General features: G+C 45.2%; 19 protein-coding genes and 1 riboswitch. Of the genes, 13 read left to right on the top strand and 6 right to left on the bottom strand.

Going from position 1 to position 23930, the window contains the following annotated elements; all coding sequences use genetic code 11:
• Nucleotides 1-217: 217 nt before the first annotated feature.
• Nucleotides 218-1324 carry a DNA polymerase IV gene (gene dinB / locus HMPREF2832_RS06495; protein WP_070506081.1) on the top strand — a complete coding sequence of 369 codons (1107 nt, stop codon included), beginning with the start codon at nt 218-220 and terminating at the stop codon, nt 1322-1324.
• A gap of 8 nt (nt 1325-1332) precedes the next feature.
• Here the strand turns inward: dinB and HMPREF2832_RS06490 are convergent, their stop codons facing one another.
• The 3 genes from HMPREF2832_RS06490 to rnhC form a co-directional block, all read right to left on the bottom strand.
• Nucleotides 1333-3765 carry an SF1B family DNA helicase RecD2 gene (locus tag HMPREF2832_RS06490; protein WP_070506079.1) on the bottom strand — a complete coding sequence of 811 codons (2433 nt, stop codon included), beginning with the start codon at nt 3763-3765 and terminating at the stop codon, nt 1333-1335.
• A gap of 67 nt (nt 3766-3832) precedes the next feature.
• On the bottom strand, nt 3833-4483 hold the full coding sequence (lepB, locus tag HMPREF2832_RS06485) for a signal peptidase I (protein WP_003008799.1): 651 nt from the start codon (nt 4481-4483) through the stop codon (nt 3833-3835).
• Between the two features lie 3 nt (nt 4484-4486).
• Nucleotides 4487-5386: a ribonuclease HIII gene (gene rnhC, locus HMPREF2832_RS06480; RefSeq protein WP_070506077.1), complete on the bottom strand. Its 900-nt coding sequence runs from the start codon at nt 5384-5386 to the stop codon at nt 4487-4489.
• A 136-nt stretch (nt 5387-5522) separates the two neighbouring features.
• Here rnhC and HMPREF2832_RS06475 point away from each other — a divergent pair, with 136 nt between their 5' ends.
• The 5 genes from HMPREF2832_RS06475 to HMPREF2832_RS06455 all read left to right on the top strand — a co-directional run bounded on the left by HMPREF2832_RS06475 (nt 5523) and on the right by HMPREF2832_RS06455 (nt 12031).
• Complete coding sequence (locus HMPREF2832_RS06475; RefSeq protein WP_070506075.1) at nt 5523-5813, top strand: hypothetical protein; 291 nt, start codon at nt 5523-5525, stop codon at nt 5811-5813.
• Between the two features lie 10 nt (nt 5814-5823).
• Nucleotides 5824-6378 carry a CvpA family protein gene (locus tag HMPREF2832_RS06470; RefSeq protein WP_003008795.1) on the top strand — a complete coding sequence of 185 codons (555 nt, stop codon included), beginning with the start codon at nt 5824-5826 and terminating at the stop codon, nt 6376-6378.
• Nucleotides 6379-6451: 73 nt separating this feature from the next.
• The gene (locus HMPREF2832_RS06465; protein WP_070506074.1) at nt 6452-8791 is read left to right on the top strand and encodes an endonuclease MutS2; all 2340 of its coding nucleotides are present in this window, start codon (nt 6452-6454) and stop codon (nt 8789-8791) included.
• A 160-nt stretch (nt 8792-8951) separates the two neighbouring features.
• Nucleotides 8952-10370, top strand: a complete 1419-nt coding sequence (locus HMPREF2832_RS06460) for a C69 family dipeptidase (RefSeq protein WP_070506072.1) — start codon at nt 8952-8954, stop codon at nt 10368-10370.
• 129 nt (nt 10371-10499) lie between these two features.
• Nucleotides 10500-10597: riboswitch (glycine riboswitch) on the top strand.
• Nucleotides 10598-10699: 102 nt separating this feature from the next.
• Nucleotides 10700-12031, top strand: coding sequence for an alanine/glycine:cation symporter family protein (locus HMPREF2832_RS06455; RefSeq protein WP_070506071.1), 1332 nt, complete (start codon nt 10700-10702; stop codon nt 12029-12031).
• Nucleotides 12032-12084: 53 nt separating this feature from the next.
• Here the strand turns inward: HMPREF2832_RS06455 and sstT are convergent, their stop codons facing one another.
• Entirely contained in the window at nt 12085-13302 is a 1218-nt protein-coding gene (gene sstT / locus HMPREF2832_RS06450; RefSeq protein WP_023919132.1) for a serine/threonine transporter SstT, read from the bottom strand.
• A 137-nt stretch (nt 13303-13439) separates the two neighbouring features.
• Between sstT and HMPREF2832_RS06445 the strand changes: the two genes are divergently transcribed.
• The gene (locus HMPREF2832_RS06445) at nt 13440-14288 is read left to right on the top strand and encodes a mechanosensitive ion channel family protein (RefSeq protein ID WP_070506069.1); all 849 of its coding nucleotides are present in this window, start codon (nt 13440-13442) and stop codon (nt 14286-14288) included.
• Between the two features lie 436 nt (nt 14289-14724).
• On the opposite strand, the gene HMPREF2832_RS06440 is transcribed toward HMPREF2832_RS06445, so the two are convergent.
• Nucleotides 14725-15042 (bottom strand): hypothetical protein, encoded by a 318-nt coding sequence (locus HMPREF2832_RS06440; protein ID WP_049490820.1) that lies wholly within the window; start codon nt 15040-15042, stop codon nt 14725-14727.
• Nucleotides 15043-15321: 279 nt separating this feature from the next.
• Nucleotides 15322-16668: an NADP-specific glutamate dehydrogenase gene (gdhA, locus tag HMPREF2832_RS06435; protein ID WP_003004977.1), complete on the bottom strand. Its 1347-nt coding sequence runs from the start codon at nt 16666-16668 to the stop codon at nt 15322-15324.
• Between the two features lie 299 nt (nt 16669-16967).
• Between gdhA and HMPREF2832_RS06430 the strand changes: the two genes are divergently transcribed.
• From HMPREF2832_RS06430 to HMPREF2832_RS06405, 6 genes are all read left to right on the top strand, one after another.
• The gene (locus HMPREF2832_RS06430; protein WP_049474144.1) at nt 16968-17903 is read left to right on the top strand and encodes a dihydroorotate oxidase; all 936 of its coding nucleotides are present in this window, start codon (nt 16968-16970) and stop codon (nt 17901-17903) included.
• A 124-nt stretch (nt 17904-18027) separates the two neighbouring features.
• Nucleotides 18028-18384, top strand: a complete 357-nt coding sequence (locus HMPREF2832_RS06425; RefSeq protein WP_070506067.1) for a helicase BlpT — start codon at nt 18028-18030, stop codon at nt 18382-18384.
• A gap of 273 nt (nt 18385-18657) precedes the next feature.
• Nucleotides 18658-19593 (top strand): peptide-methionine (R)-S-oxide reductase MsrB, encoded by a 936-nt coding sequence (gene msrB, locus HMPREF2832_RS06420; RefSeq protein WP_070506065.1) that lies wholly within the window; start codon nt 18658-18660, stop codon nt 19591-19593.
• 507 nt (nt 19594-20100) lie between these two features.
• Nucleotides 20101-21444, top strand: a complete 1344-nt coding sequence (locus tag HMPREF2832_RS06415) for a CapA family protein (protein ID WP_070506063.1) — start codon at nt 20101-20103, stop codon at nt 21442-21444.
• A gap of 3 nt (nt 21445-21447) precedes the next feature.
• Nucleotides 21448-23112, top strand: coding sequence for a MutS-related protein (locus tag HMPREF2832_RS06410; protein WP_070506061.1), 1665 nt, complete (start codon nt 21448-21450; stop codon nt 23110-23112).
• A 23-nt stretch (nt 23113-23135) separates the two neighbouring features.
• Nucleotides 23136-23852: a DUF554 domain-containing protein gene (locus tag HMPREF2832_RS06405; RefSeq protein ID WP_070506059.1), complete on the top strand. Its 717-nt coding sequence runs from the start codon at nt 23136-23138 to the stop codon at nt 23850-23852.
• The last annotated feature ends 78 nt before the right edge of the window (nt 23853-23930 follow it).

The raw sequence follows: 23930 nt of genomic DNA, 5'->3' as shown, positions 1-23930 counted from the left end.
ACTTACAATAGTAGTATACCATACAGAAATCGGTTACACAAAGGCGAATTGCGAAAAACAACAGATTCTTTTGTAATACAGTTTCAAATCCTCTGCGATACTGTACTATATTTTTGAAAACAAACACAGTTTTTCATCAATTTTCATGTTTTCTGGAGAGTCGATTTTTGCAATTCTGAAATTTTCTTCCTATAATAGAAAGAAAGGAGGGTGAAAAATGCTGATATTTCCATTAGTGAATGATACCAGTCGCAAGATTATTCATATTGATATGGATGCATTTTTTGCTGCCGTCGAAGAAAGAGACAACCCTAGTTTGAAGGGCAAGCCTGTCGTGATTGGCCAGGACCCTCGTCAGTCAGGAGGGAGAGGTGTTGTCTCGACTTGTAACTATGAAGCAAGGAAATATGGCATTCATTCAGCTATGAGCTCTAAAGAAGCGCTGGACCTTTGTCCTCAAGCGATTTTTATCTCTGGAAATTATGAGAAATACCGAGAAGTAGGTGAGCAGGTCCGTGAGATTTTCAAGCGTTATACAGATCTAATCGAGCCGATGAGTATTGATGAAGCCTATCTAGATGTGACGGAAAATAAAATCCAGAGCAAATCAGCTGTCAAAATCGCCCGCTTGATTCAGCATGCTATCTGGGAAGAGCTGCATCTCACAGCTTCAGCGGGTGTTTCTTATAATAAGTTTTTGGCCAAGATGGCAAGTGACTACCAAAAACCCCGTGGCCTAACGGTGGTCTTACCGGAGGACGCTGAGGATTTCCTGAGCCAAATGGACATTGCCAAATTTCATGGAGTAGGAAAGAAGACAGTAGAGCGACTACATGAGATGGGTGTCTATACTGGCGCGGATCTTTTAGCCATCCCGGAGATGACTTTGATTGATCGGTTTGGGCGATTTGGCTATGATCTCTTTCGAAAGGCGCGAGGGATTCACAATAGCCCTGTCAAAAGTCATCGCATCCGTAAGTCGATCGGAAAAGAGCGGACCTACCGCAAGCTCCTTTATGCAGAAGATGATATTTTAGAAGAAATTGCCAATCTGTCCAGTAAGGTGGCCCAATCGCTGGAAAAACATGGTAAGCAAGGAAAGACCTTGGTCTTAAAAGTGCGCTATGGAGACTTTACCACCTTGACTAAGCGTATCACCTTGACGGAGCCAACGCGAGATGATGAGCGCATCAATCGTTCAGCGCGTCGCATTTTTCAAGAAATCGAATCGATAAATACAGGAATCCGCCTCTTGGGTGTCACCATGACCAACTTTGTTGATCATACTGAACTGTCTCTGGTAGAGGAAGAAAAAGACAACTAGTCTATTCACTAGTCGTCTTTTTTGATATCAAAGAAGGCTGCAATCTCTTCTTCTGTTAGTCCAATCATAGGCGAGATGGCGTGGAGATTGTCTTCTGTTAGTCGATAGACAGTAGGCTTAGACGTCTCTGCTTTCGTTTCAACAGTTTCTTCCTTGCTTCGTGCAGATTCGATTGTAGCAGAAGCCATTGCAACGGATGAAGAATAGTCTGTGGTTGCTTCGCCTCCGTCCAGGTCCTTGAAGCGTTCCACCAAGTAGGTCTTGCGCGCTGTACCTGTATTTTTAGTAGCGAAATCAAAGGCGCTGTATTCTCCTAAGAGAATCAGCTTGCTCTTTGAGCGCGTGATGGCGGTATAGATCAAATTACGCTGCAACATCCGGTGGCTTTGATTAGTAATGGGTAAAATCACCACAGGAAATTCGCTTCCTTGCGATTTGTGAATACTCATCGCATAGGCTAAGCGAATCTTGTACCATTCATTGCGCGGGTAGACGATTTCATTGCCATCAAATTGGATAGTCAATTCATCTTGCTTCGATTCTGTATATTTTCCGGGGAGAAGATCGGTAATGTAGCCAATATCTCCATTAAAGACATTGCTTTCTGCATCATTGACCAGATGGATAACCTTGTCTCCATCGCGGTATTGGCAGTCTGGCGTGTCAAAGACGACCTGATCTTTGACAGCTGGATTGAGAAGGTCTTGCATGAGTGTATTGATGTTGTCAATGCCGGCCTGGCCCTTGTACATAGGTGCCAAGACTTGGATATCTCGAGCCGGGATCTGACTGCGAAGGGCAGCAGAGGTGATCTGTTCGATCATCTTAGGGATGTGTTCGCTTCCAGCTTCGAAATAAGAGCGGTCGGCTTTTCGTTCTGTGAAATCTTGAGGAAGCTTGCCCTGGCGAATATCTCCTGCTAGTGAGACAATGGTCGAGTCCTCACTCTGTCGGAAAATATGTTCCAGTTTGGTCTGAGGGATGCTCGGAATCTGCAAGAGATCAGCCAAGACCTGACCAGGACTGACAGAAGGTAATTGATCGGCATCTCCCACAATCAAGAGTTTTGTATCGGTTGCGATATTGCTGAGCAATTGATTAGCCAGCCAGGTATCGACCATGGAGAATTCGTCCACAATGATAAAGTCTGCGTCCAGATAGTCCTCTAAGTGGCTGGTGTCATCATCCCCCGTCATCCCCAAATGGCGGTGGATGGTGGCGCTCGGAAGTCCTGTCAGCTCATTCATACGCCTAGCTGCCCGTCCTGTTGGAGCAGCCAAGAGGATCGGCAGGTCTTGTTTCTTCCGAAGATCCAGCTGGTGGAGTTGGGCATAGACGCTGATCATCCCATTGATAACGGTGGTCTTTCCTGTCCCCGGTCCCCCGGTGAGGATAAAGACCTTGTTTTGGATAGCTTGGTGAATCGCATCTTTTTGAATCGCATCGTAGCGAATCCCTAGATCTTTTTCAACCTCCTCAATCGCCTGGTTGATTTTCTCAGGGTCAAATGAAGTCGACTTTCCTTTTTCTAGGAGGCGACCGATATGACTGCGAATCCCTTCCTCCGCAAAGAAGAGGCTATTGTCAAAGATCTTGGTATCTATGTTTTGGATCTTGTCTTCCTCGATGAGGCGTCCTAATTCTTGGGCGACAGTGGAAGGGTCCAATTCTACTGGCCGAGCGGATTCTAACAGGTCAATGGTATAGCGCAGGAGGTCCTTGGCTTCGATATAGGTATTTCCAGTCTCGATAGAGTAGCTAAAAAGGCTGTGGATCAGGCCCGCGCGGAAACGCTCAGGGGCGTCACTTGCAATCCCCAATTCTTCGGCTAGTTGGTCCGCGATTTTAAAGCCCATGCCTTGGATATCTTCCACCAATCGGTAGGGCTGTTGCTCCACGATCTGGAGGGTTTCTTCTTTATAAAAATCTTGGATCTGAAAGGCCAATTTATTGGGAATGCCATAGTTGGCGAGTTGGGCGAGAATGCGCTCTGTTCCGTAATTCTGACGAAGTTTTTCCACAAAAGCTAGGCGGTTTTTCTTGGAGAGACCTGTGATTTCTTCTAATTTTTCAGGGGCCTCCAAAATTTTGTCAATGGTATTGTCCCCATAGAGGTCCACGATTTTTTGGGCTGTTTTGAGACCAATTCCTTTAAAGTGATCGCTGGAAAAATATTTCACCAAGCCCTTGCTAGAGGGTTTGGCACGTTCATAGCGACTGATTTTGAGCTGCTCTCCGTATTTAGGATGATGGACCAGCTCCCCCCAGAAGGTGTAGTCTTCGCCTTCCATGATATCTGCCATGGTGCCCGTCACAATAATCTCAAAATCATCAAAGTCTTCGGCATCGGTATCGCTGATATCGAGCAAGAGGATTCGAAAAAAACTGCTAGGATTTTCAAAAATAATGCGCTCAATAGTACCAGAAAAATAATATTCCATCATTTCTTTCCTTTTTATAAAGCGAGGCTGGGACATACTTGTCTCAGCCTCAGTCTGTTAATCTCTACTAATAAGTTTTGAAAGGGTAGATCGGCCATAGTCTAAAGACGGCTTGTCCTTTGATTTGTTCTTTCTTGAAAGCTCCGACCTGACGGCTATCTTTTGAAACGATCCGGTCATCTCCAAGTAGGAGGTATTCATCGTCGAGCAACTTCAAGGTAAATTTAGGATTGCCATCCTTATCTACTGTAAAAGCTTGAGCTGTATTGGCCAATTGACGGAAGAGTTCTCCGTTTTCTTCAAAGCCTTTTCCAGTGTAAGTCGATTGCAATTTATCTTTTTTGAAACGAGCGATGTAGTCTTTCAAATAGGGCTCATTGGTCTTTTTCCCATTGATGTAGAGGGTATCGTTGTCGTACTGGATGGTATCTCCAGGAAGACCGATGACCCGTTTGACGATGTCCTTGGTCTTGCCGTCGTCGTCTTTTTCATTGGCAACGACAATGTCGAAACGATCAATTGAGAGGTGGTTGACCACAAGGAGATACTCGCTATCTGCTAGGGTTGGATCCATCGAATGGCCGTCCACCTTGACCGGAGCCCAGAGGTAGATGCGAGAGGCGATAATGAGACCAACAATAATACTGAAGAGGCCCCATTCTTTAAGGAATCTCACCACTGGTGAGCTAGATGACTGTTTTGAACTTCTTTTTGACATAACTTATCTTTCTAGTAATTTCTTTGCTTTTTCTGTGTTTTTAAAATGGAGTTTGGCACAATAATCCAGAGCCTTCATCCCGTAGGTCTGAAGCAATTTAGCAGCGACTTGGTCTGACTTCGCTCCTGCTCCACTAGGGAGATTAAAGCCCAGTTCCTTGCCCAGATCTTCCAGATTTTGAAGGAAGAGATTGCGGGCGATGATGGAACTAACTGCAACCGCTAAATATTTACCTTCTGCTTTTTCTTCCAACTCAATGGCTTGGGTGACCTGATTTTTTTCAGCTTTCACGTATTTTTGGTAGTTTTTAGCCGTCGTAAAGGCATCGATCACAATTCGCTCTGCTTGGACTCCTTTATTTAATAGAAGATAGATGGCCTGATTGTGCAGGGCCACTTTGACCGAAACAGCATTGTAGCCAGAAGCAATGACTTCATTGTACTTCTTTGGAGATAATAAGAGTGCTTGGTGCTGGATGTTTTCCTCAAGGAGAGGAGCCAATTGCTGAATTTTTCGATCATCCAAGGTCTTTGAATCCCCAACACCGAGCTTTTTGAGCCAGTCGTGCTGGTCAGGTGTGACAAAGGATGCAACGACGGTGAGTCCACCAAAATAAGAGCCGTTTCCGACCTCGTCAGTTCCGATCATGGCGAGGTCTTGTCGTGCAGATGAAGTGCTAGAACCTTTAGGGTTCCCAGCATCTTGCCCGAAAAAGGCCAGGTAAGGAGTCAGGTCATTGCCCTGAAGCAAGACTTTTCCAGACTTGTAGATCGAAACGGTCGCTCCCTCTAGTCGAAAGAAATAATCCATATGAGGGTTCTTGCTTTGAGAGAGAGAACGGCGATAGGTATGGACAAAATCAAGGATTTGCTCCTGTGTTGGAGTGAGTGTCATACTTTCCATAACCACTATTGTACCACAAATTCAGGGAGAGAGGGAGCAAAAAGAAAGAAAGAATCCACTGGAAAATCCCTGTGAAGAGGGGCTTTGCTACTGACAAAGCTAGCCTTTTTTGGTATAATACCGTGAGGTGATTTTTATGGCGAGCTTAAATAGATATAAATTTACATTTGGAAACAAAGCGCTCACTTTAACAACCAACCATGATAATTTGTTTATGGAAGAAGTCGAACGTGTTGCGAAAGAAAAATACCAAGCAATTAAGGAACAAATGCCAGAGGCAGATGATGAAACCATCGCGATCTTATTGGCAGTAAATAGTTTGTCCATGCAACTGAATCGCGAGATTGAGTTTGATGACAAAGAAAAAGAATTAGATGCTTTTCGTCGCAAGGCTTTAGACGACTTAAAGGATAAATCATCCAAATAAGAGGAGATACATGTTAACTTTCTTAATCTTATTGATTTTGGCATGGAGCTTTTATATTGGCTATGCAAGAGGGATTATCCTCCAGTCCTATTACTTTCTAGTGACCTTAGTGGCCCTCTTGATTGCAGGTGGCAGCTATAAGGGACTGGCCAAGGTGTTGTCTCTATGGGTTCCTTTTTCGAGTCCCACCCAGCAATCGGTGAATTATTTTTATGCCAACCGCTACCTATTTCAATTAGATGACATCTTTTATGCAGGATTAGCATATGTATTGATTTTTGCGATGGTCTACCTGATTGGTCGTGTGATTGGGATCTTTATGCACTTGGTACCTCAGCCAGAAAAATTGGAGGATCGCAAGTATCAAATTGGAGCGGGAGTGATCGCCGTCGTGATAACTCTCTTGGTCATCCAGATGGGCTTGACTGTCCTCTCAACAGTTCCCATGGCTTCCATCCAAAATAGACTCAATGCAAGTGGATTGATCCGCTTTATCATCCTTCATACCCCGATTAGTTCCAGTTTGTTCCACAACTTGTGGGTGACTGCGATTATCGGAGCTTAAGGAGCAAAAATGAAGAAAGGAGTGAGACAAGTCCGATTTAAAGAAGGACGCTCACTTTTTTTGTAGGAGAAACATGAATAAAAAAATCTTAGATATTCTGGAGTTTGACAAGGTCAAGCAACTCTTCGAACCCTATCTACAGACAGAACAAGGGGAGATGGAGCTAGCAGCCCTTACTCCAACTGATAAAAAAGAAAGCATCGAAGCGGCCTTTATGGAGCTAGAAGATATGGAGCAGATCCTCTTGGAAGAGCCTCGCTTTGCCGTGTCGACCATTCAAGATGTCCGTCCAGTCGCCAAGCGTTTGGAGATGAAGGCGGCCCTCAATATCGATGAATTACTAGCGTTAAAAGCTGTCCTTCGGGTGACACATGAGCTCAAGGATTTCTACGACAACTTGGAAAATGTCCGTCTGGAAAGGCTCAATCGCCTCTTTGACAACTTGGTGGATTTACCACGTCTACAAGGTGGGCTTCAAGCTATCAACGAAGGAGGCTTTGTCGAGTCTTTTGCCAGTGAAAAATTGGCCAAAATTCGTCGCCGAATCCAGGAAAATGAACACCAGGTCAGAGAGATTCTACAAGACCTGCTGAAAAGCAAGGCCGATATGTTGGCGGATGCTGTGATTGCTAGTCGGAATGGCCGCAATGTTCTACCAGTAAAAAACACCTATCGCAACCGGATTGCAGGGGTGGTCCACGATATCTCAGCCAGTGGGAATACCGTTTATATCGAGCCTCGAGCAGTCGTCAATCTCAATGAAGAAATTGCCAACCATCGAGCCGATGAACGCTATGAAATCATTCAGATTCTGGAGGAATTATCTGACACCCTGCGCCCTCATGCAGCAGAGATTGCAAATAACGCTTGGATTATCGGTCACTTGGACTTGATCAAGGCCAAGTATCGGTTTATGCGCGATTGTAAGGCAGTGGTACCAGAGGTTAGCAGCAATCGCTCTATTCAGCTCTTGCAACTACGTCATCCCTTGATTGAAAATGCTGTCGCGAATGACCTGCATTTTACCGAGGACCTGACAGAAATCGTGATTACCGGTCCCAATACAGGGGGGAAAACCATCATGCTAAAAACGCTGGGACTAGCGCAAATTATGGCCCAGTCTGGTCTTCCCATCCTAGCGGATCCAGGTAGTCGTGTGGGCATCTTCTCACAAGTCTTTGCAGATATTGGAGATGAACAATCGATCGAGCAGAGCTTGTCGACCTTCTCCAGTCATATGACCAATATCGTATCTATCTTGAATCAAGTGGATACCGCCTCCTTGATCCTTCTGGATGAGTTGGGGGCTGGAACCGATCCTCAAGAGGGGGCTAGCCTTGCTATTGCTATCCTAGAAGACCTGCGTTTACGTGGGATTAAGACCATGGCGACGACCCACTATCCAGAGCTCAAGGCCTACGGGATTGAGACTGCTGGGGTGCAAAATGCTAGTATGGAATTTGATACAGCGAGTCTGCGTCCGACCTATCGCTTCATGCAAGGAGTTCCTGGACGCTCCAATGCCTTTGAAATTGCCCGCCGTTTGGGCTTGTCTGAGACCATTATCCAGGATGCCATGAAGATGACCAATACGGATAATGATGTCAATCAGATTATTGAAAAACTGGAGGCGCAGACCTTAGAAAGTCGCAAGCGCTTGGATACCATTCAAGAGGTCGAGCAAGAAAATCTCAAATTCAATCGTGCTCTTCGAAAACTCTATAACGAATTGACCAGAGAGAGAGAAACAGAGCTCAATAAGGCGAGAGAAGAGGCCAAGGAAATTGTGGACATGGCCCTCTCAGAGAGTGACCGTATCCTTCAAGGCCTTCACGCCAAATCCCAGTTGAAACCACATGAGATCATTGAAGCCAAGGCTCAGTTGAAAAAACTCGCTCCTGAAACCGTCGACCTTTCTAAAAACAAGGTCTTGAAAAAAGCCAAAAAGGCGCGTACTCCTAAGGTGGGAGACGAAATCTTGGTTATCAGCTATGGCCAACGCGGAACCCTGGTCAAGCAACTCAAAGATGGTCGCTGGGAGGCGCAAGTTGGCTTGATCAAGATGACCTTGGAAGAAAAAGAATTCAACCTTATCAAGGCTGAAAAAGAAGCAACTCAACCTAAGAAACGCCAGGTGAATGTCGTCAAACGCTCCAACACGAGTGGGCCGAGAGCACGTCTGGATCTCCGTGGAAAACGCTATGAAGAGGCCATGCAAGAGCTAGATGGCTTTATCGATCAGGCCCTGCTCAACAACATGGCCCAAGTCGATATCATCCACGGGATTGGAACGGGAGTTATCCGTGAAGGGGTGACCAAGTATCTCCGCCACAACAAACACGTCAAAAGTTTTGAATATGCCCCCCAAAATGCAGGTGGTAGTGGCGCAACCATTGTTACGTTTAAAGGATAAGTTAAGCCCTAGTTGTTCATCAGCTAGGGTTTTTAAAATTTTATAAAATGAAAATGATTGAAAGTTGTTGAAAAGGATTCGCTTTTGAATCTGATTTTCAGTAGGTCCTCCCTTTTAAAAGTGCTATAATAGAGGCAATGAATGATTTGGGAGGATACGCATGCGTAAACGTGAAAGTGCTGATTCGTGTACAACGATTCTAGTCGGAAAAAATGCTAGCTATGATGGTTCGACCATTGTAGCACGAACAGAGGATTCTCAAAATGGCGTTTTTACGCCCAAGAAATTGATCGTGGTCAAACCGGAAGATCAACCGCGTCATTACAAGTCAGTATTATCAACTTTTGAAATCGACTTGCCAGATAATCCAGTTCGCTATACAGCGGTTCCAGATGCGATTCCTAAAGACGGGATCTGGGGAGAAGCTGGGATCAATGTCTATAATGTAGCCATGAGTGAGACAGAGACCATTACGACCAATAGCCGTGTGCTAGGGGCAGATCCCCTTGTAGAGAGTGGCATCGGTGAGGAAGACATGCTGACCTTGGTCTTGCCTTATGTCAAGACCGCCCGCGAAGGGGTCTTGCGTCTCGGAAAGATTTTGGAAGAGTATGGAACTTATGAGTCTAACGGGATTGCGATTTCAGATGTGAATGAAATCTGGTGGTTGGAGACCATCGGAGGTCACCACTGGATGGCGCGCCGTGTTCCAGATGATGCCTATGTGACCAACCCCAACCAACTGGGAAGTGATTATTTTGAATTTGGTAATCCCGATGAGTTTCTTTGTGACCCGGATCTTGAACATTTTGTCACAGAGCACCATTTGATTCTGGATCAAGAAGGGAAAGGTTTTAATCCACGCTATGCCTTTGGTAGCCAAAAAGACAAGGACCGTCACTACAATACACCGCGGGCTTGGGCCATCCAGCGTTTCCTCAATCCTGAAATCGAGCAGGATCCACGGAGTTTTGAGATTCCTTGGTGTCAAAAACCTTATCGCAAGGTGACGATTGAAGATGTCAAATATGTCTTGAGCAACCACTACCAAGACACCATCTACGATCCTTATGGTCCTGAAGGAGATCACGTGAGTCAGCGGACCTTCCGGACGATCGGGATCAACCGGACCAGCCAGACAGCGATTCTGCAATTGCGCCCCAATAAACCACAAGAAACGACAGGTATCCAATGGATTTCTTATGGCTCCATGCCTTACAATACAGCCGTTCCTTTCTTTACCCAAGTGGATACAACGCCAGACTACTTTGCCAATACGACGGCTAAGGTAACAACGGATTCCTTCTACTGGGCCAACCGGATTATTGCAGGACTAGCAGATCCTCACTATGCTCACCATGTTGGTGATTTGGACGATTACCAAGAAACGACAATGGCCTGGGGACATGCGCGCATCAATAAAGTCGATCGTGCACTTGCAGCAGGTGAAACCGTTGATTTTGAAGCGGAAAACCAAGCTATGAGTGATCAAATCCAGGAAGCGACAGATCAACTCTTGGACAAGATTTTGCTCGATGCTAGCAACCTCATGACCAATCACTTCTCCTTGAGTGATTAAAAACCGTATATTTTCAGGTGATTTGCAATATATTTACAGAAATAATTGACAAACTTTTGAAAATCAATTAAAATAGAGAAAATTACATACGACCGAATGAAGTTTGCAGGAGCGCGAGTGACTGTGAATGGACGGAACTCTGGAGAGACCAGAAATGGCACCGAAGGGGCAAGGTAGAGGATGATGCATCTACTCAAACTCTCAGGTAAAAGGACAGAGCGAAAAATAGGGGAAGACCCCTATTTTAAGCAGGACCAGAGTACATGTTTGACATGTGCTCTTTCTTTTTCTCTTTTCTGTCGAGCGGTCGATGAAAAAGGAGACAGAAAATGGATCATGTATTGCAGTTTTTTCAACAACTCGATAATCTAGTGTGGGGCGCCCCCTTATTGGAGCTCTTAGTAGGAACAGGGATCTACCTGACCCTTCGCTTGGGTTTGCTTCAGATACGCTACCTTCCAAAAGCTTTTCGCTTGATCTTTACAGAAGATGAGGGACACGGGGATATCTCAAGCTTCGGAGCCCTAGCGACAGCTCTAGCGGCTACTGTAGGGACGGGGAATATTGTAGGGGTGGCTACAGCGATTCAGACAGGTGGCCCAGGTGCCCTCTTTTGGATGTGGATGGTTGCCTTCTTTGGAATGGCGACCAAGTATGCAGAAGGGCTCTTAGCCATTCGTTATCGGACCAAGGATGACAACGGTCATATCTCAGGTGGTCCGATGTACTACATTCTTCACGGGATGGGAGAGAAGTGGCGACCACTGGCTATTTTCTTTGCGGTTGCAGGAGTGCTGGTGGCCCTCTTTGGGATCGGAACCATGACCCAGGTTAATTCCATTACGGGATCCCTTCAAGCAAGTTTTGGAACAGCTCCAGAAGTGGCTAGTGTAGTGATTGCGCTAGTGGTTTCGACCATCATCTTTGGTGGGATTCACTGGATTTCCAAAGTCTCTGAAAAAGTGGTTCCTTTTACGGCGGCTGCCTATATCTTTGCGACTGTCACGATCATTGCCTTGCATCTGGACCAATTGCTTCCAGCCTTGAAATCGGTCTTTTCGGGTGCTTTCACAGGGACTGCAGCCATGGGAGGTTTCGCAGGAGCAACGGTCAAAATGGCTATCCAAAAAGGGGTGGCGCGTGGAGTTTTCTCCAATGAATCGGGTCTCGGATCTGCACCCATTGCAGCAGCAGCGGCGAAGACCAATGAGCCAGTCGAGCAGGGCTTGATCTCCATGACAGGAACCTTTATTGATACCATTATCATCTGTAGTTTGACAGGACTTTCGCTCTTGGTTTCAGGTGAGTGGATGGCTAAGGGCAGCACTAGTACCCTGACTCAGGATACGTTTACAGGCGTCTTTGGCCCAGTCGGAGGCATCATTCTAACGCTATGCTTGGTGCTTTTTGCGACCACGACTATTCTTGGCTGGTCTTATTACGGAGAGCGGTGTTTTGAATTCCTATTTGGTGTTAAACATATCAACCTCTATCGGACCTTCTTTGTCTTTATGGTTGGACTGGGAGGCTTCCTTAAGCTGGACCTGGTCTGGGTGATCGCGGATATTGTGAATGGGCTAATGGCTTTGCCTAACCTGATTGCCCTTTTAGCTCTCTCCCCTGTCATCATCAAAGAAAGCAAACAATACTTTAAGAAATAAGAAAACCCAGATCGCGTGGTCTGGGTTTTCTTGTCTATTTGAGATAGGCTCATTTAATAGCGTTTTTCTTTTGGCCAGCTACTCATTTCAGCGATGGCAGTGAAGAGCACATCTGTCGAAGAGTTGAGGGCTGTTTCGCATGAGTCTTGGATGACCCCGATGATAAAGCCGACGCTGACGACTTGCATGGCCAAATCATTGGTGATACCAAAGAGGCTACAAGCAACAGGGATGAGAAGGAGAGAACCTCCTGCAACTCCAGATGCTCCACAAGCAGAGATAGCCGCTACGACACTCAGGATGAGCGCCGTTCCAAAGTCAACTTGAATGTGCAAAGTATTGGCAGCAGCTAGCGTCAAAATATTGATCGTCACGGCTGCGCCTGCCATGTTTACAGTTGAACCAAGTGGAATGGAGACAGAATAGGTGTCTGGATTCAGCCCCAACTCTTCACAGAGACGCATATTGACAGGGATATTGGCTGCAGAACTTCTGGTGAAGAAGGCTGTTACCCCACTGACACGGAGGCATTTAAAAACAAGGGGATAAGGGTTCTTGCGAATCATGAAAAAGACGATCAATGGATTGATGACCAGGGCTACAAATGCCATGGTACCAACCAAAACAAGTAAGAGAATCCCGTAGTTACTAAGGGCACTGAGTCCTTGGCCAGCGATGGTCGTGAAGACCAAGCCTAAAATCCCAAATGGAGCTAGGTTGATAATCCACTCGACAATTTTTGAAGTGATGTCTGCTAGGGTTTGCAGGAGGTCTTTACTATGTTCGCTCGCCTCTCTCATGGCAATTCCAAAGACGGTTGCCCAAGAAAGGATCCCAATGTAGTTGGCTTGCTGCAAGGCGTTGACCGGGTTGTCGACGATCTTGAGCAAGAGGTTACTAATCACTTCGCCAATCCCGTTTGGAGAGGATCCTTCAGCGGCCTTTCCAGTCAGGGTAATGGTGATCGGGAAGATGTAATTGACCAAAACAGCGACGAAGGCAGCAGCAAAGGTTCCTAGGAGATAGAGGACGATAACCTTTTTCATATTGGTCTCTGTCCCTTTTTGGTGTTGGGAGAGGGCATTTGCGACGAGCGCAAAGACTAGAAGGGGTGCGATCGCACGGAGCCCCCCAACAAAGAACTCTCCTAAGAGTCCAATACCAGTTGCTTTCGGGAAGATAAGTGCTAGGATGACTCCAAGTACAATCCCGATTGCGATTCTTTTCATAAGGTTGGTTTTATTCCAAGTGGTAATCAATCGATGAATCATGTAAGACCTCCTTAAAAAATAATTAAGGAATATTATACGATAGTTAGGGGGGAAAAGCAATGAAATTTTTAAAAAATAGCCTTATTTCCGAATATTTGATATAATCATACTATTCTTTGTTAGAAAGGCCCGAATAAATGAGTCAAGCTTTCCAACGTTATTTCAGTAAAATAGACTGGACGAAGATTTTTGATGATCTGATGTCAAAATGTATCTCTCTGATTTTTGTCTTTCTTTTGTTTTTTATCGCTAAAAAGGTCATCCATAGCCTGGTCAAGCGGATATTAACCCCTTCTTTTAAGTATACGGTGCAGGATGAAGCCCGTAAAAATACGATTCTCCGTTTGGTTGAGAGCCTCTTAAACTATTGTTTGTATTTCATCTTGATCTACTGGATTTTGTCGATTCTGGGCCTTCCAGTCTCTAGTCTCTTGGCTGGTGCTGGTATTGCTGGGGTGGCGATTGGGATGGGAGCCCAGGGCTTTCTTTCCGATTTGGTCAATGGTTTCTTCATCCTTTTAGAACGCCAGCTGGATGTGGGAGACAATGTTCGTCTCACGAATGGGTCTATCAATATTGCCGGCATCGTCAGTAGTGTCGGGATTCGCACGACCCAGGTGCGGGACTTTGATGGGACTCTCCACTTTGTTCCGAATCGCAATATCACCGTCGTCAGCAATCTCTCACGCGGCGATATGCGCGTGTTGATCGATATTCCGCTAGATGCAAATACCGATCTCGACAAGATCTATCAGGTGATTGCTCAGGTTAATCAGTCTGAACAAGATAAACACCCAGAGGTGTTGACAGGTCCTACGATTTTAGGCCCACAGATTGAAAAAAATGGCCGTTATTCCTTCCGCATCGCGATGACTGCGCAAAATGGAACCCAGACGACTGTCTATCATACCTACTATAAACTCTACCATGATGCCTTGATGGAAGCAGGGATTAGCCTACCGACAGGAAAGAACGGGATCATGTAATAAGAGAAGCTCAGAAATTAGAATGTAGACAAGGTCCTCTTAGAAACTTTCCTTAGGTGAGAACGGACGTCAGCGAACTTCGATGAAGTTCCATGACTTAGTTTTGAGCCTAAGGTCTCAAAACTCCCGAGTGCCTGAAACGAAGTCGTTTCAGGCACTTTTCTCACAGCGGAAAGTTTAAGTAGACGATTGATAATTCTATCGAATAAATTAATTTATGAACCAATTTTTTATATTTTTTAACACAAAAAAGAGGCTGGGGCAAAAGTCCTAGCCTCTCAATTGTTTTTGGACTGTCGAGCAAGACGCAGTGGTTTAGTGGGATATACTACGCTGATTTCATCAGCTTTTACAGCCTTACTCAACTGTGCGGAGGTGGGACAACGAAATCGAATACTAACGAATTACCGATTTCTGTCCCACTCTCTTTTTTGGTCTATTTTAAGTGGCAGTATTTGAAATCCAGCTTTTTAATCTGGTCCCAATTTTTTCGAGCCTCTGGTGGCAAGACGATGAGTTGCTTGCGTAGCATAGTCGTGATTTCAAGATTTAAGGATTCGATCGGGAGGGCAATGGCTACGGAACTTTTTGCCCTTTGGATCTTGTCCATGCAATATTCAATATGATGACAAGCTGCGCCGGTCTGTGATTGACGGCTAGCTGCGATTTCTTGTCGCATATTGGAGAGTAATTGGACCAATTCAGACTTAAGGAATTCGATCGTATCTGATTTTTCTTGAGCTAAAAGAAACATAAGCACACCTCCTTTTGCTATAGTTTAATACTAATTTATTAAAAATGCAAGGGGGTAAAGTAAAAAAAATAAAATTTTTTTAGAAAAAGATACAGAAAAAGAGAGGGCTCAAATCTTCCCACTAGAAACAGTCGAGTCCCTTATCTAAAAAATGGCTTTCCTCACTTGGGGCGGGGTGTCTTGACAGAGGTCTGTAGCTACAAAAAAACTCCTGAAACATACTGGTTTCAGGAGTTGAGAGGCTTTGACCCGAAGGTCTCAAAGAAAAATATCGATTGATTATACAAGACCTTGTGCAATCATCGCATTTGCGACATTTTCAAAGGCAGCAATGTTGGCACCTGCAAGGTAATCTTTACCAAGACCGTAAGTTTCTGCAGTTGTTTTAGCAGTGTTGAAGATGTTGGTCATGATGTCTTTCAAACGTCCGTCCACTTCTTCGCGTGTCCATGAAAGACGTTGGCTGTTTTGGCTCATTTCAAGAGCAGATACAGCAACCCCACCAGCATTAGCTGCTTTAGCAGGTCCGTAAAGAATACCATTTTCTTTGTATACGTTGATGGCATCGATGTTACTTGGCATGTTTGCTCCTTCAGAGACAACTTTCACACCTTGAGCGACCAAACGTTTTGCAGCATCGCCATCGATTTCATTTTGAGTTGCACATGGAAGAGCGATGTCATAGTTACCAGCATAAGTCCATACAGAACCTTCGTAGTAAGTAGCAGTTGGTTTTTCAGCAGCGTATTCAGTCAAACGTGCACGACGTTTTTCTTTGACGTCTGTAAGAAGGTCGAAGTCAATACCGTTTTCGTCGATCACGTAACCGTTTGAGTCAGATACAGAGATAACAGTTGCACCAAGTTCAGTTGCTTTTTGAAGAGCGTATTGAGCAACGTTACCAGAACCTGAGATCACGACTTTCTTACCAGCAAAGCTGTCGCCGTTGGCTTTGAGCATTTCTTCAGTGTAGTAAACCAAACCATAACCAGTTGCTTCTGGACGGATCAAGCTACCACCGAAACCAAGAGGTTTACCAGTCAAGACACCAGCATCAAATTGGCGAAGGCGTTTGTATTGACCGTAAAGGTATCCGATTTCACGTCCACCAACCCCGATATCACCAGCTGGGACGTCAAGAGAAGGACCGATGTGTTTTTGCAATTCAGTCATGAAGCTTTGGCAGAAACGCATCACTTCAGCGTCTGTTTTTCCTTTAGGATCAAAGTCAGATCCACCTTTACCACCACCGATAGGAAGACCAGTCAAGACGTTTTTGAAGATTTGTTCAAATCCGAGGAATTTCAAGATCCCTTGGTTAACTGTTGGGTGGAAACGAAGTCCGCCTTTGTAAGGACCTACAGCAGAGTTGAATTGAACACGGTAACCACGGTTTACTTGGATGTTTCCTTCACGGTCAACCCAAGGAACACGGAAAGAAATTACGCGTTCAGGTTCTGTAATACGAGCCAAGATGTTTTCTTCGATGTATTCAGGATGTTTTTCAAAAACAGGTTCCAAAGTGCTGAGGAACTCTTCAACAGCTTGAAGGAATTCAGCTTCATGGCCGTTACGAGCTTTTACAGTTTCGAAAGTGCTTTGGATATATTCTTTAGCAGTTGTCATGTTAATTCTCCTTTGTGAATGAAACGAAAACCAGCAAACCCGCTAGGGGAGTGGTTTTGAGACGGTTGACAAACAATGTCATGTTTTATTACATGGATCATTATAGCAGACTTTTTTTGGCTTGTAAAGAAAAAAGTTGAATTTTCTGAAAATTTTATCGTGACTAGGAAAGTCCGAATGTTTGGAAGAATTTTTATCTTTGATTGTCCGGAAGCTTCCAAGTGATGGTATAATGAAAGAAGAAAATAGAGAGCATCCCGAACGATTCTGTTGGTGGTGTTTCAAAAAAGGAGTACAAGATGGTATCGACAAAGACGCAAATTGCTGGTTTTGAATTTGACAACTGCTTGATGAATGCGGCAGGTGTAGCCTGTATGACCACTGAGGAATTAGAAGAAGTGAAGAACTCAGCTGCGGGGACGTTTGTGACCAAGACAGCAACCTTAGAATTCCGTGCTGGTAATCCAGAGCCACGCTACCAAGATGTGCCGCTTGGTTCGATCAATTCGATGGGGCTACCTAACCAAGGGTTGGACTATTATTTGAATTACTTATTGGAGTTGCAAGAAACGGATCCAGATCGGACCTTCTTCTTATCTCTCGTCGGCATGTCTCCTGAAGAAACTCATACCATCTTGAAAAAGGTGCAAGACAGTGATTTTAAAGGCTTGACAGAGTTGAACTTATCCTGTCCCAATGTCCCTGGGAAACCTCAGATTGCCTATGATTTTGATACGACAGATCGGATCTTGTCTGAGGTCTTTGCCTATTTCACAAAACCTCTAGGGATCAAGTTGCCACCTTATTTTGATATCGTTCATTTTGATCAAGCAGCAGCGATCTTTAACAAATACCCGCTCAAGTTTGTCAATTGCGTCAATTCGATCGGAAATGGCCTCTACATTGAGGATGAATCCGTGGTGATTCGTCCTAAGAACGGCTTTGGTGGGATTGGTGGAGAATACATCAAACCAACGGCTCTCGCCAATGTCCATGCTTTTTACCAACGTCTGAATCCAGAAATTCAGATTGTGGGGACTGGGGGCGTCTTGACTGGTCGCGATGCCTTTGAACATATCCTTTGTGGGGCTAGTATGGTGCAAATCGGAACGACGCTGCATAAAGAAGGAGTAGGAGCGTTTGAACGCATCACTGCGGAGCTCAAAGCCATCATGGAAGAAAAAGGCTACCAAAGTCTAGAAGACTTCCGTGGGAAATTGCACTACATTGACTAATCTTTCGAAAAGAACTTCCTCAAGTGGAAACTTGGGGAAGTTTTTTATGGTTTCTTGTCAAGAGAGAACATTCTGTTCCTAGTTTTAGGAATTTTCCATTTTTATAGAGAGAAAAAGGTGTACAATGGAGGTGAAAAGGAAGGTGATTTCTATGGAAGAAAGGGATGTGATTCAAGAGGCAAGAACGACGATCACCCTTCTTCAAACAGCCTTTTCTAAGGGATTCACCCCCAGTTTAGATGCCCTTCGATTTCGAGAAAATCTAGATCAGATGTTGAAAGGTTTACGAAAGGATAGGCGGGTAGACAATCGTCTGTTGATTGAGTTAGAAAAGTTTTATCAGACCGCCAGTCTATTGATTGGTCTGGGTGGGCTAGCTTTGAACGAAGAGGCCTTTCAAGCTTGGCGAGCTTATGATCACTGGCATTACGAGGTTGTGAAGCCTCAGTTACAGGTCTATGGACCGACGGTGGTGTTGTAGTTGATGTGCCTTGAGTTTGTCTACAGATATTCAGAGGAGGTGTTGGTCATGGTAGTCCTTCATGTTTTTCTACATCAGTTAACCCTATCGTTTTGGAACTTCTATTACTCGCTCTTTTTCTTATTTGAAAAATAAGAAGGATTGAATCCATTTTACATACAGTAGAAGGGATTTTTGATGCAGAATCCTTGAAAATCTGAGGCTCTTGGATTATGATGGAGCTAATAGATGTCAAGCGTTCCTTGTGGGGAATGCAGGAAGCGAGGAAGAAAGATGGCAGAGATTTATCTAGCAGGTGGCTGTTTTTGGGGCTTAGAGGAGTATTTTTCACGGATCCCCGGTGTAGAACAGACGACGGTGGGCTATGCCAATGGCCAGGTAGAGACGACCAATTACCAACTGATCAAGGAAACGGATCATGCAGAGACTGTACAAGTTATCTACGATCCAGACAAGATCACTCTACGAGCGATTCTGCTCTACTATTTCCGGGTGATCGATCCCTTGTCCGTTAACAAACAGGGAAATGATCGAGGCCGCCAATATCGGACGGGTGTTTATTATACAGACGAAGCAGACCGTGAAGTGATCGCCCAAGTGTTTGCGGAAGAAGAGAAGCAATTGGGCCACAAAATCGCGGTTGAGTTGGAACCCTTGCGCCACTATATCTTGGCTGAAGACTACCACCAAGACTACCTCAAGAAGAATCCTGGAGGCTATTGCCATATCGATGTGACGGATGCTGAGCAGCCCTTGATTGATCCAGCAGCTTATCAGAAGCCAGATCAAGAAATCCTAAAGGCGAAACTGACAGCAGAGCAGTACCAAGTCACTCAAGAAAGCGCGACGGAACGTCCTTTCCACAATGCCTATGATCAGACCTTTGAAGAGGGGATCTATGTGGATATTACGACTGGGGAACCTCTCTTTTTTGCCAAGGATAAGTTTGCGTCTGGCTGTGGATGGCCAAGTTTCTCCCGTCCCATTGCCAAAGATGTTGTCCACTATTACCAAGATCATAGTCACGGAATGGAACGGATCGAAGTTCGTTCCCGCTCAGGCAATGCCCATTTAGGCCATGTCTTCACCGATGGACCAAAAGACCAGGGTGGCCTTCGCTATTGTATCAATTCGGCCTCGTTGCGCTTTATTCCAAAAGAGAGAATGGAGCAAGAAGGCTATGGTTATTTGTTAAAAGCTTTGATATAATAGAAAAAGCATCTTAAAAACTTTCCTTAGGTGAGTACGGACGTCAGCGAACTTCATAGAAGTTCCATGACTAAATTAAGATACAAAGGGCGTCTGCGGATAAAGTCAAAATAGGAAGTTTGACGCAGAATCTTTCGATTCTAGGAAAACTTATCTTTTTGACACAATCCGCAGCCTGTGTTCAATTCGTTTTGAACCCCTTCGCTTTTCAATTTTTAGGCTCAGGCTAAAACAGTTCCCCGAACTGTTTTACTTTCAAAACTCCCGTGTGCCTGAAACAATTATGTTTTAGGCACTTTTCTCACAGCGGAAAGTTTCAGTAGATGCTTGCATCAGTTGAAAATCGTGATGATGTTTTCTGCTTTGAAGAAACCATTCTTTTAATATCAAATCATTTAGAAGTTCTGTTTTGCAGAACTTTTTTTCTCCTCTGGAAATTTGTGATACAATGAAGAGAAAGTATTTCAATGACAGCTCAATCTGTTGAGGTAGGAAGAAGAGGTAGGAATGTTAGAGAAGTGGGAGAATGTGAAAGGGACCATCAAAACGATGGGAAAAGAGCTATCGGCGGCCTTTGATTGGGTTTTTGATCGTCTCTTTTCAAGGATTCAGCTGACCAATGAGCAGTTTGTCTATGTGCTCTTGTCTGTCGTTTTTATCGTGGCCAATGCCATTTTGTGGGTGCAAAAGTTCCAAGGTTTTCCGATCACCGCAACGGAACGGCCAGAGGTTGTGTACAAGGCCAAAACACCGGCTGATCAGATTCCTCATACAGCGCGGATCATGGCGAATGGAGACCAGCTCTATCATGATCTGGTCTATATGAGTGCACAAAAGGAAGACGGAAGCTATGATTTTCATGAAAATTATGAGTATGTCAAACCCTGGCTACAAAAAGCAGATCTGGCCTTGGGTGATTTTGAGGGAACCATTAACCCGGATTACTATTTGTCGGGTTATCCTCTCTTTAATGCGCCGAGCGAAGTCGTACCAGCCATCAAGGATGCTGGTTATGATGTCATGGATTTGGGACACAACCATATCTTAGATTCAGGCCTAGATGGGGTCTATTCGACAGCCAAGGCCTTTGAAGATGCAGGTATCACACCTGTCGGTGTCTACACGCATGAAAAGAGAGGGCAAGCTCCCTTGGTGATCAAGGAAGTGAATGGCATCAAGATTGCTATTTTAGCCTATGCTTACGGCTTTAATGGGATGGAAACGACCCTCACTCCAGAGGAGCAAGCAGATGTCTTGTCTGATTTGGATGAAGAGCGGATGAAGGCGGAGATCCAAAAGGCAGAGCAAGAGGCTGATATCACCATTGTCATGCCCCAGATGGGAATCGAGTACCAGTTGGAGCCGACAGAAGAGCAAAAAGAGCTCTATCATAAGATGATTTCATGGGGAGCTGATATTGTCTTTGGCGGACATCCTCATGTTGTAGAGCCTACTGAAGTGGTCAATAAAGATGGTCAAAACAAGCTCATCATCTACTCAATGGGGAATTTCCTTTCTAATCAGCGTCTGGAAACCATGGGGGACGTGGAGACGGCCCAGTGGACAGAGCGAGGAGTCTTGATGGATGTGACCATCGAAAAGGTCGGCCGCAAGACAAAGATTAAGACGGCTACTGCTCATCCAACCTGGGTTAGTCGAACTCCGAAGGGGACCTATTCTCCTGAAGGCTATGAGTTGTACAAGTACCAGACCTATATTTTGGAAGATTTTATCCAGGGTGGCAAATACCGCGACAAGCTGGATGAGGAGACCAAGGAGAGAGTGGACACGGCCTACCGAGAAATGAAGGAACATGTTCACTTGGACTGGCCTCAGAATGGAAAGGAATAGAGTATGGAAGGAAATGTAAACTGGCTCCCACTTTGGATCCTAGGATTGATGATGGTGATTTGGGCAACCAAATTTCTTACGGCTATCCGCCTCAAGCAAAAGCTGAAAAAAGCTTGGGATGGAGCGCCTTTCTTTCGTAAGAAAGACACGGAAGAAAGTTTGATAGCCAGTCTGGCTTATCCAGCTAAGGGAAAGACGATCGATAGCCAAGTGGATGATCAGACCTGGCATGATTTGGCTTTGGACGCAGTCTTTGATCAGCTCAATTACACCCAATCGAGCCTTGGAGCAGAAGCTCTCTATCAAAAAATGCGCCTGCTGGAATTCCAGCCTCAGGATCAACTTCATGACTTAGAAGCCTTCTTTGAAGAGCATCCCGATTTGCGGCTCAAGGTTCAGGTCATTTTCAACCAACTGGGCAAGAAGAACCACAATATGGCGCGTAGCATTGTCGCAAAACCTGGCAAGCATTATGCAGGTTTGCCCCTCTATATAGCCTTGGCCTGTCTTCCAATCCTCTGTCTCTTTGCCATCCCCTTTGAGCCGGTTGGGGCGATTACCCTCTTGGTGATCAGTGTGGTCTTTAATATCGTCTTTTCAAGTTTGCGCAATTGGTCCAATAAAATCCGTCTGGACAATGTTAGCTACCTGGTCCGCATCTTTGCTTCGGCAGAACGCTTGAGCCATCTAGTTTTACCACAACAAGAAGAACTCAAGCAAGCGGTCAAAGCTTTTAAGAAAACGCGGATCCTTGCCAGTGTCTTGCAGAGTCCAACGGGGACTTCTGAGATGGAAATTGTTCTCCTCTACCTCAATGACCTCTTTTTACTCCCGCAGATCGCTCAGGTTTATATTTACAATCAGGTGAAGGCTTATCAAAAAGAGGCCCAGAAACTTCTGGATCTGCTAGGGGAGATGGAAGTCGCTATAAGTCTCTTGCGCCATAAGCGGGATCTAGAAGTGGTCTGTCAGCCAGTTTTTACAGAGACGGGTGGGATTGAAGGTGAGACGCTCTATCATCCCTTGCTGTCCAATCCGATTGCAAATGATGTGCATTTTCAAAAAAATATGGTCATCAGTGGGGACAATGCGTCTGGGAAATCGACCTATTTGAAGACCGTCGCTATCAATGCTATTCTGGCTCAAGGGCTGGGCTTTGCCTATGGAGAAAGCTTGGCCCTGCCTTACGGTCATGTCCTAACGGCTATGGATGTAAGCGATGATATTGAAGTTGGAGATAGCTACTTTATCATGGAGAGCAAAGCTATTTTGCGTATGATTCAGCATCTGAAAAAGCCTGGTTTTCACTACTTCTTTATTGACGAGCTCTTTAAGGGGACCAATACCATCGAGCGGATCGGATCAGGCCTTGGAATTGTCCGCTGGTTGGCTGCCCAAAACTGTCTCTACATGATTTCCAGCCATGATATTGAGCTGGTCGCAGCCTCCGGTGAAGTCAATGATAATTACCATTTTGACAGTCGCTATGTGGATGGCAAGATCGTCTTTGACTACCAGATCAAGCCAGGGTCAGCGGTGACCAAAAATGCGGTCAATACTCTAGAAAGCTTGCATTATCCAGAGGAGATTACGCAAACAGCCAAGGACTTGATTGACCAGTATGAAGAGACGGGACACTGGTCTTTGAAAGAAATTGAAAAAGAATGAAAAACGAACGAAGGAGTTTGTAAATGATCGGTTTAGGGACCTTATACAATGCCTTAGGGGTCGTATTTGGTGGGCTTTTAGGACTGCTCATCGGTCAACGTTTGTCAGAAGATTTTCATGAGACCCTTCTGAAAGTGACAGGAGTTGCTGTATTTGTTTTGGGCATTGCGGGGACCTTGGAAAAGATGCTGGTGGTGCATGGAAGTCATGTAGAAAGTCACGGCAGTATGATGTTGATTCTGAGTCTAGTGATCGGGACCGTTATCGGGGAACTCTTGAAGATTGAGGAGGGCTTTGAGCGACTGGGAACCTGGCTGAAGGAAAAGACGGGTAACCAAGGCGATACCGGTTTTGTTGATGCCTTTATGACCACGGCCTTGACCATTTGTATCGGGGCTATGGCGGTAGTCGGAGCCGTCCAGGATGGCCTGACAGGCGACACCTCGACCTTGTTGGCCAAGGCTATTCTCGATATGGTTATCGTTCTGGTCTTGACCGTTTCAAAAGGAAAGGGCGCGATCTTTGCGGTGGTTCCACTCGTGGTACTTCAAGGTTTGATCACGCTGTTGGCCCATTTGATCGCACCGATCATGACTCCACAAGCCCTTTCGAATCTGTCCCTAGTTGGCTCCAGCCTCATTCTCTGTGTAGGGATCAATCTCATCTGGGGCAAACGAATCAAGGTCGCTAATCTCCTACCGGCAGTGCTGATTGCCATTATTTGGGCCTTTGTTGGGTGAAAAATAGAAGCTAAGCAGTAGCTTCAGATTTAAGACAAAGTCAACTTAAAAACTTTCCTTAGGTGAGTACGGACGTCA

It is taken from the genome of Streptococcus sp. HMSC073D05 (assembly GCF_001812015.1).
Lineage (GTDB): Bacteria > Bacillota > Bacilli > Lactobacillales > Streptococcaceae > Streptococcus > Streptococcus parasanguinis_D.
The sequence above is the reverse complement of the archived record's forward strand: the minus strand, read 5'-3'. Positions and strand labels throughout refer to the sequence as shown.

Excerpts from the sequence above, each read along its gene's own strand:
- dinB (WP_070506081.1), top strand. The coding sequence starts at position 218 with ATGCTGATATTTCCATTAGTGAATGATACCAGTCGCAAGATTATTCAT.
- HMPREF2832_RS06490 (WP_070506079.1), bottom strand. The coding sequence starts at position 3,765 with ATGGAATATTATTTTTCTGGTACTATTGAGCGCATTATTTTTGAAAAT.
- lepB (WP_003008799.1), bottom strand. The coding sequence starts at position 4,483 with ATGTCAAAAAGAAGTTCAAAACAGTCATCTAGCTCACCAGTGGTGAGA.
- rnhC (WP_070506077.1), bottom strand. The coding sequence starts at position 5,386 with ATGGAAAGTATGACACTCACTCCAACACAGGAGCAAATCCTTGATTTT.
- HMPREF2832_RS06475 (WP_070506075.1), top strand. The coding sequence starts at position 5,523 with ATGGCGAGCTTAAATAGATATAAATTTACATTTGGAAACAAAGCGCTC.
- HMPREF2832_RS06470 (WP_003008795.1), top strand. The coding sequence starts at position 5,824 with ATGTTAACTTTCTTAATCTTATTGATTTTGGCATGGAGCTTTTATATT.
- HMPREF2832_RS06465 (WP_070506074.1), top strand. The coding sequence starts at position 6,452 with ATGAATAAAAAAATCTTAGATATTCTGGAGTTTGACAAGGTCAAGCAA.
- HMPREF2832_RS06460 (WP_070506072.1), top strand. The coding sequence starts at position 8,952 with ATGCGTAAACGTGAAAGTGCTGATTCGTGTACAACGATTCTAGTCGGA.
- HMPREF2832_RS06455 (WP_070506071.1), top strand. The coding sequence starts at position 10,700 with ATGGATCATGTATTGCAGTTTTTTCAACAACTCGATAATCTAGTGTGG.
- sstT (WP_023919132.1), bottom strand. The coding sequence starts at position 13,302 with ATGATTCATCGATTGATTACCACTTGGAATAAAACCAACCTTATGAAA.
- HMPREF2832_RS06445 (WP_070506069.1), top strand. The coding sequence starts at position 13,440 with ATGAGTCAAGCTTTCCAACGTTATTTCAGTAAAATAGACTGGACGAAG.
- HMPREF2832_RS06440 (WP_049490820.1), bottom strand. The coding sequence starts at position 15,042 with ATGTTTCTTTTAGCTCAAGAAAAATCAGATACGATCGAATTCCTTAAG.
- gdhA (WP_003004977.1), bottom strand. The coding sequence starts at position 16,668 with ATGACAACTGCTAAAGAATATATCCAAAGCACTTTCGAAACTGTAAAA.
- HMPREF2832_RS06430 (WP_049474144.1), top strand. The coding sequence starts at position 16,968 with ATGGTATCGACAAAGACGCAAATTGCTGGTTTTGAATTTGACAACTGC.
- HMPREF2832_RS06425 (WP_070506067.1), top strand. The coding sequence starts at position 18,028 with ATGGAGGTGAAAAGGAAGGTGATTTCTATGGAAGAAAGGGATGTGATT.
- msrB (WP_070506065.1), top strand. The coding sequence starts at position 18,658 with ATGGCAGAGATTTATCTAGCAGGTGGCTGTTTTTGGGGCTTAGAGGAG.
- HMPREF2832_RS06415 (WP_070506063.1), top strand. The coding sequence starts at position 20,101 with ATGTTAGAGAAGTGGGAGAATGTGAAAGGGACCATCAAAACGATGGGA.
- HMPREF2832_RS06410 (WP_070506061.1), top strand. The coding sequence starts at position 21,448 with ATGGAAGGAAATGTAAACTGGCTCCCACTTTGGATCCTAGGATTGATG.
- HMPREF2832_RS06405 (WP_070506059.1), top strand. The coding sequence starts at position 23,136 with ATGATCGGTTTAGGGACCTTATACAATGCCTTAGGGGTCGTATTTGGT.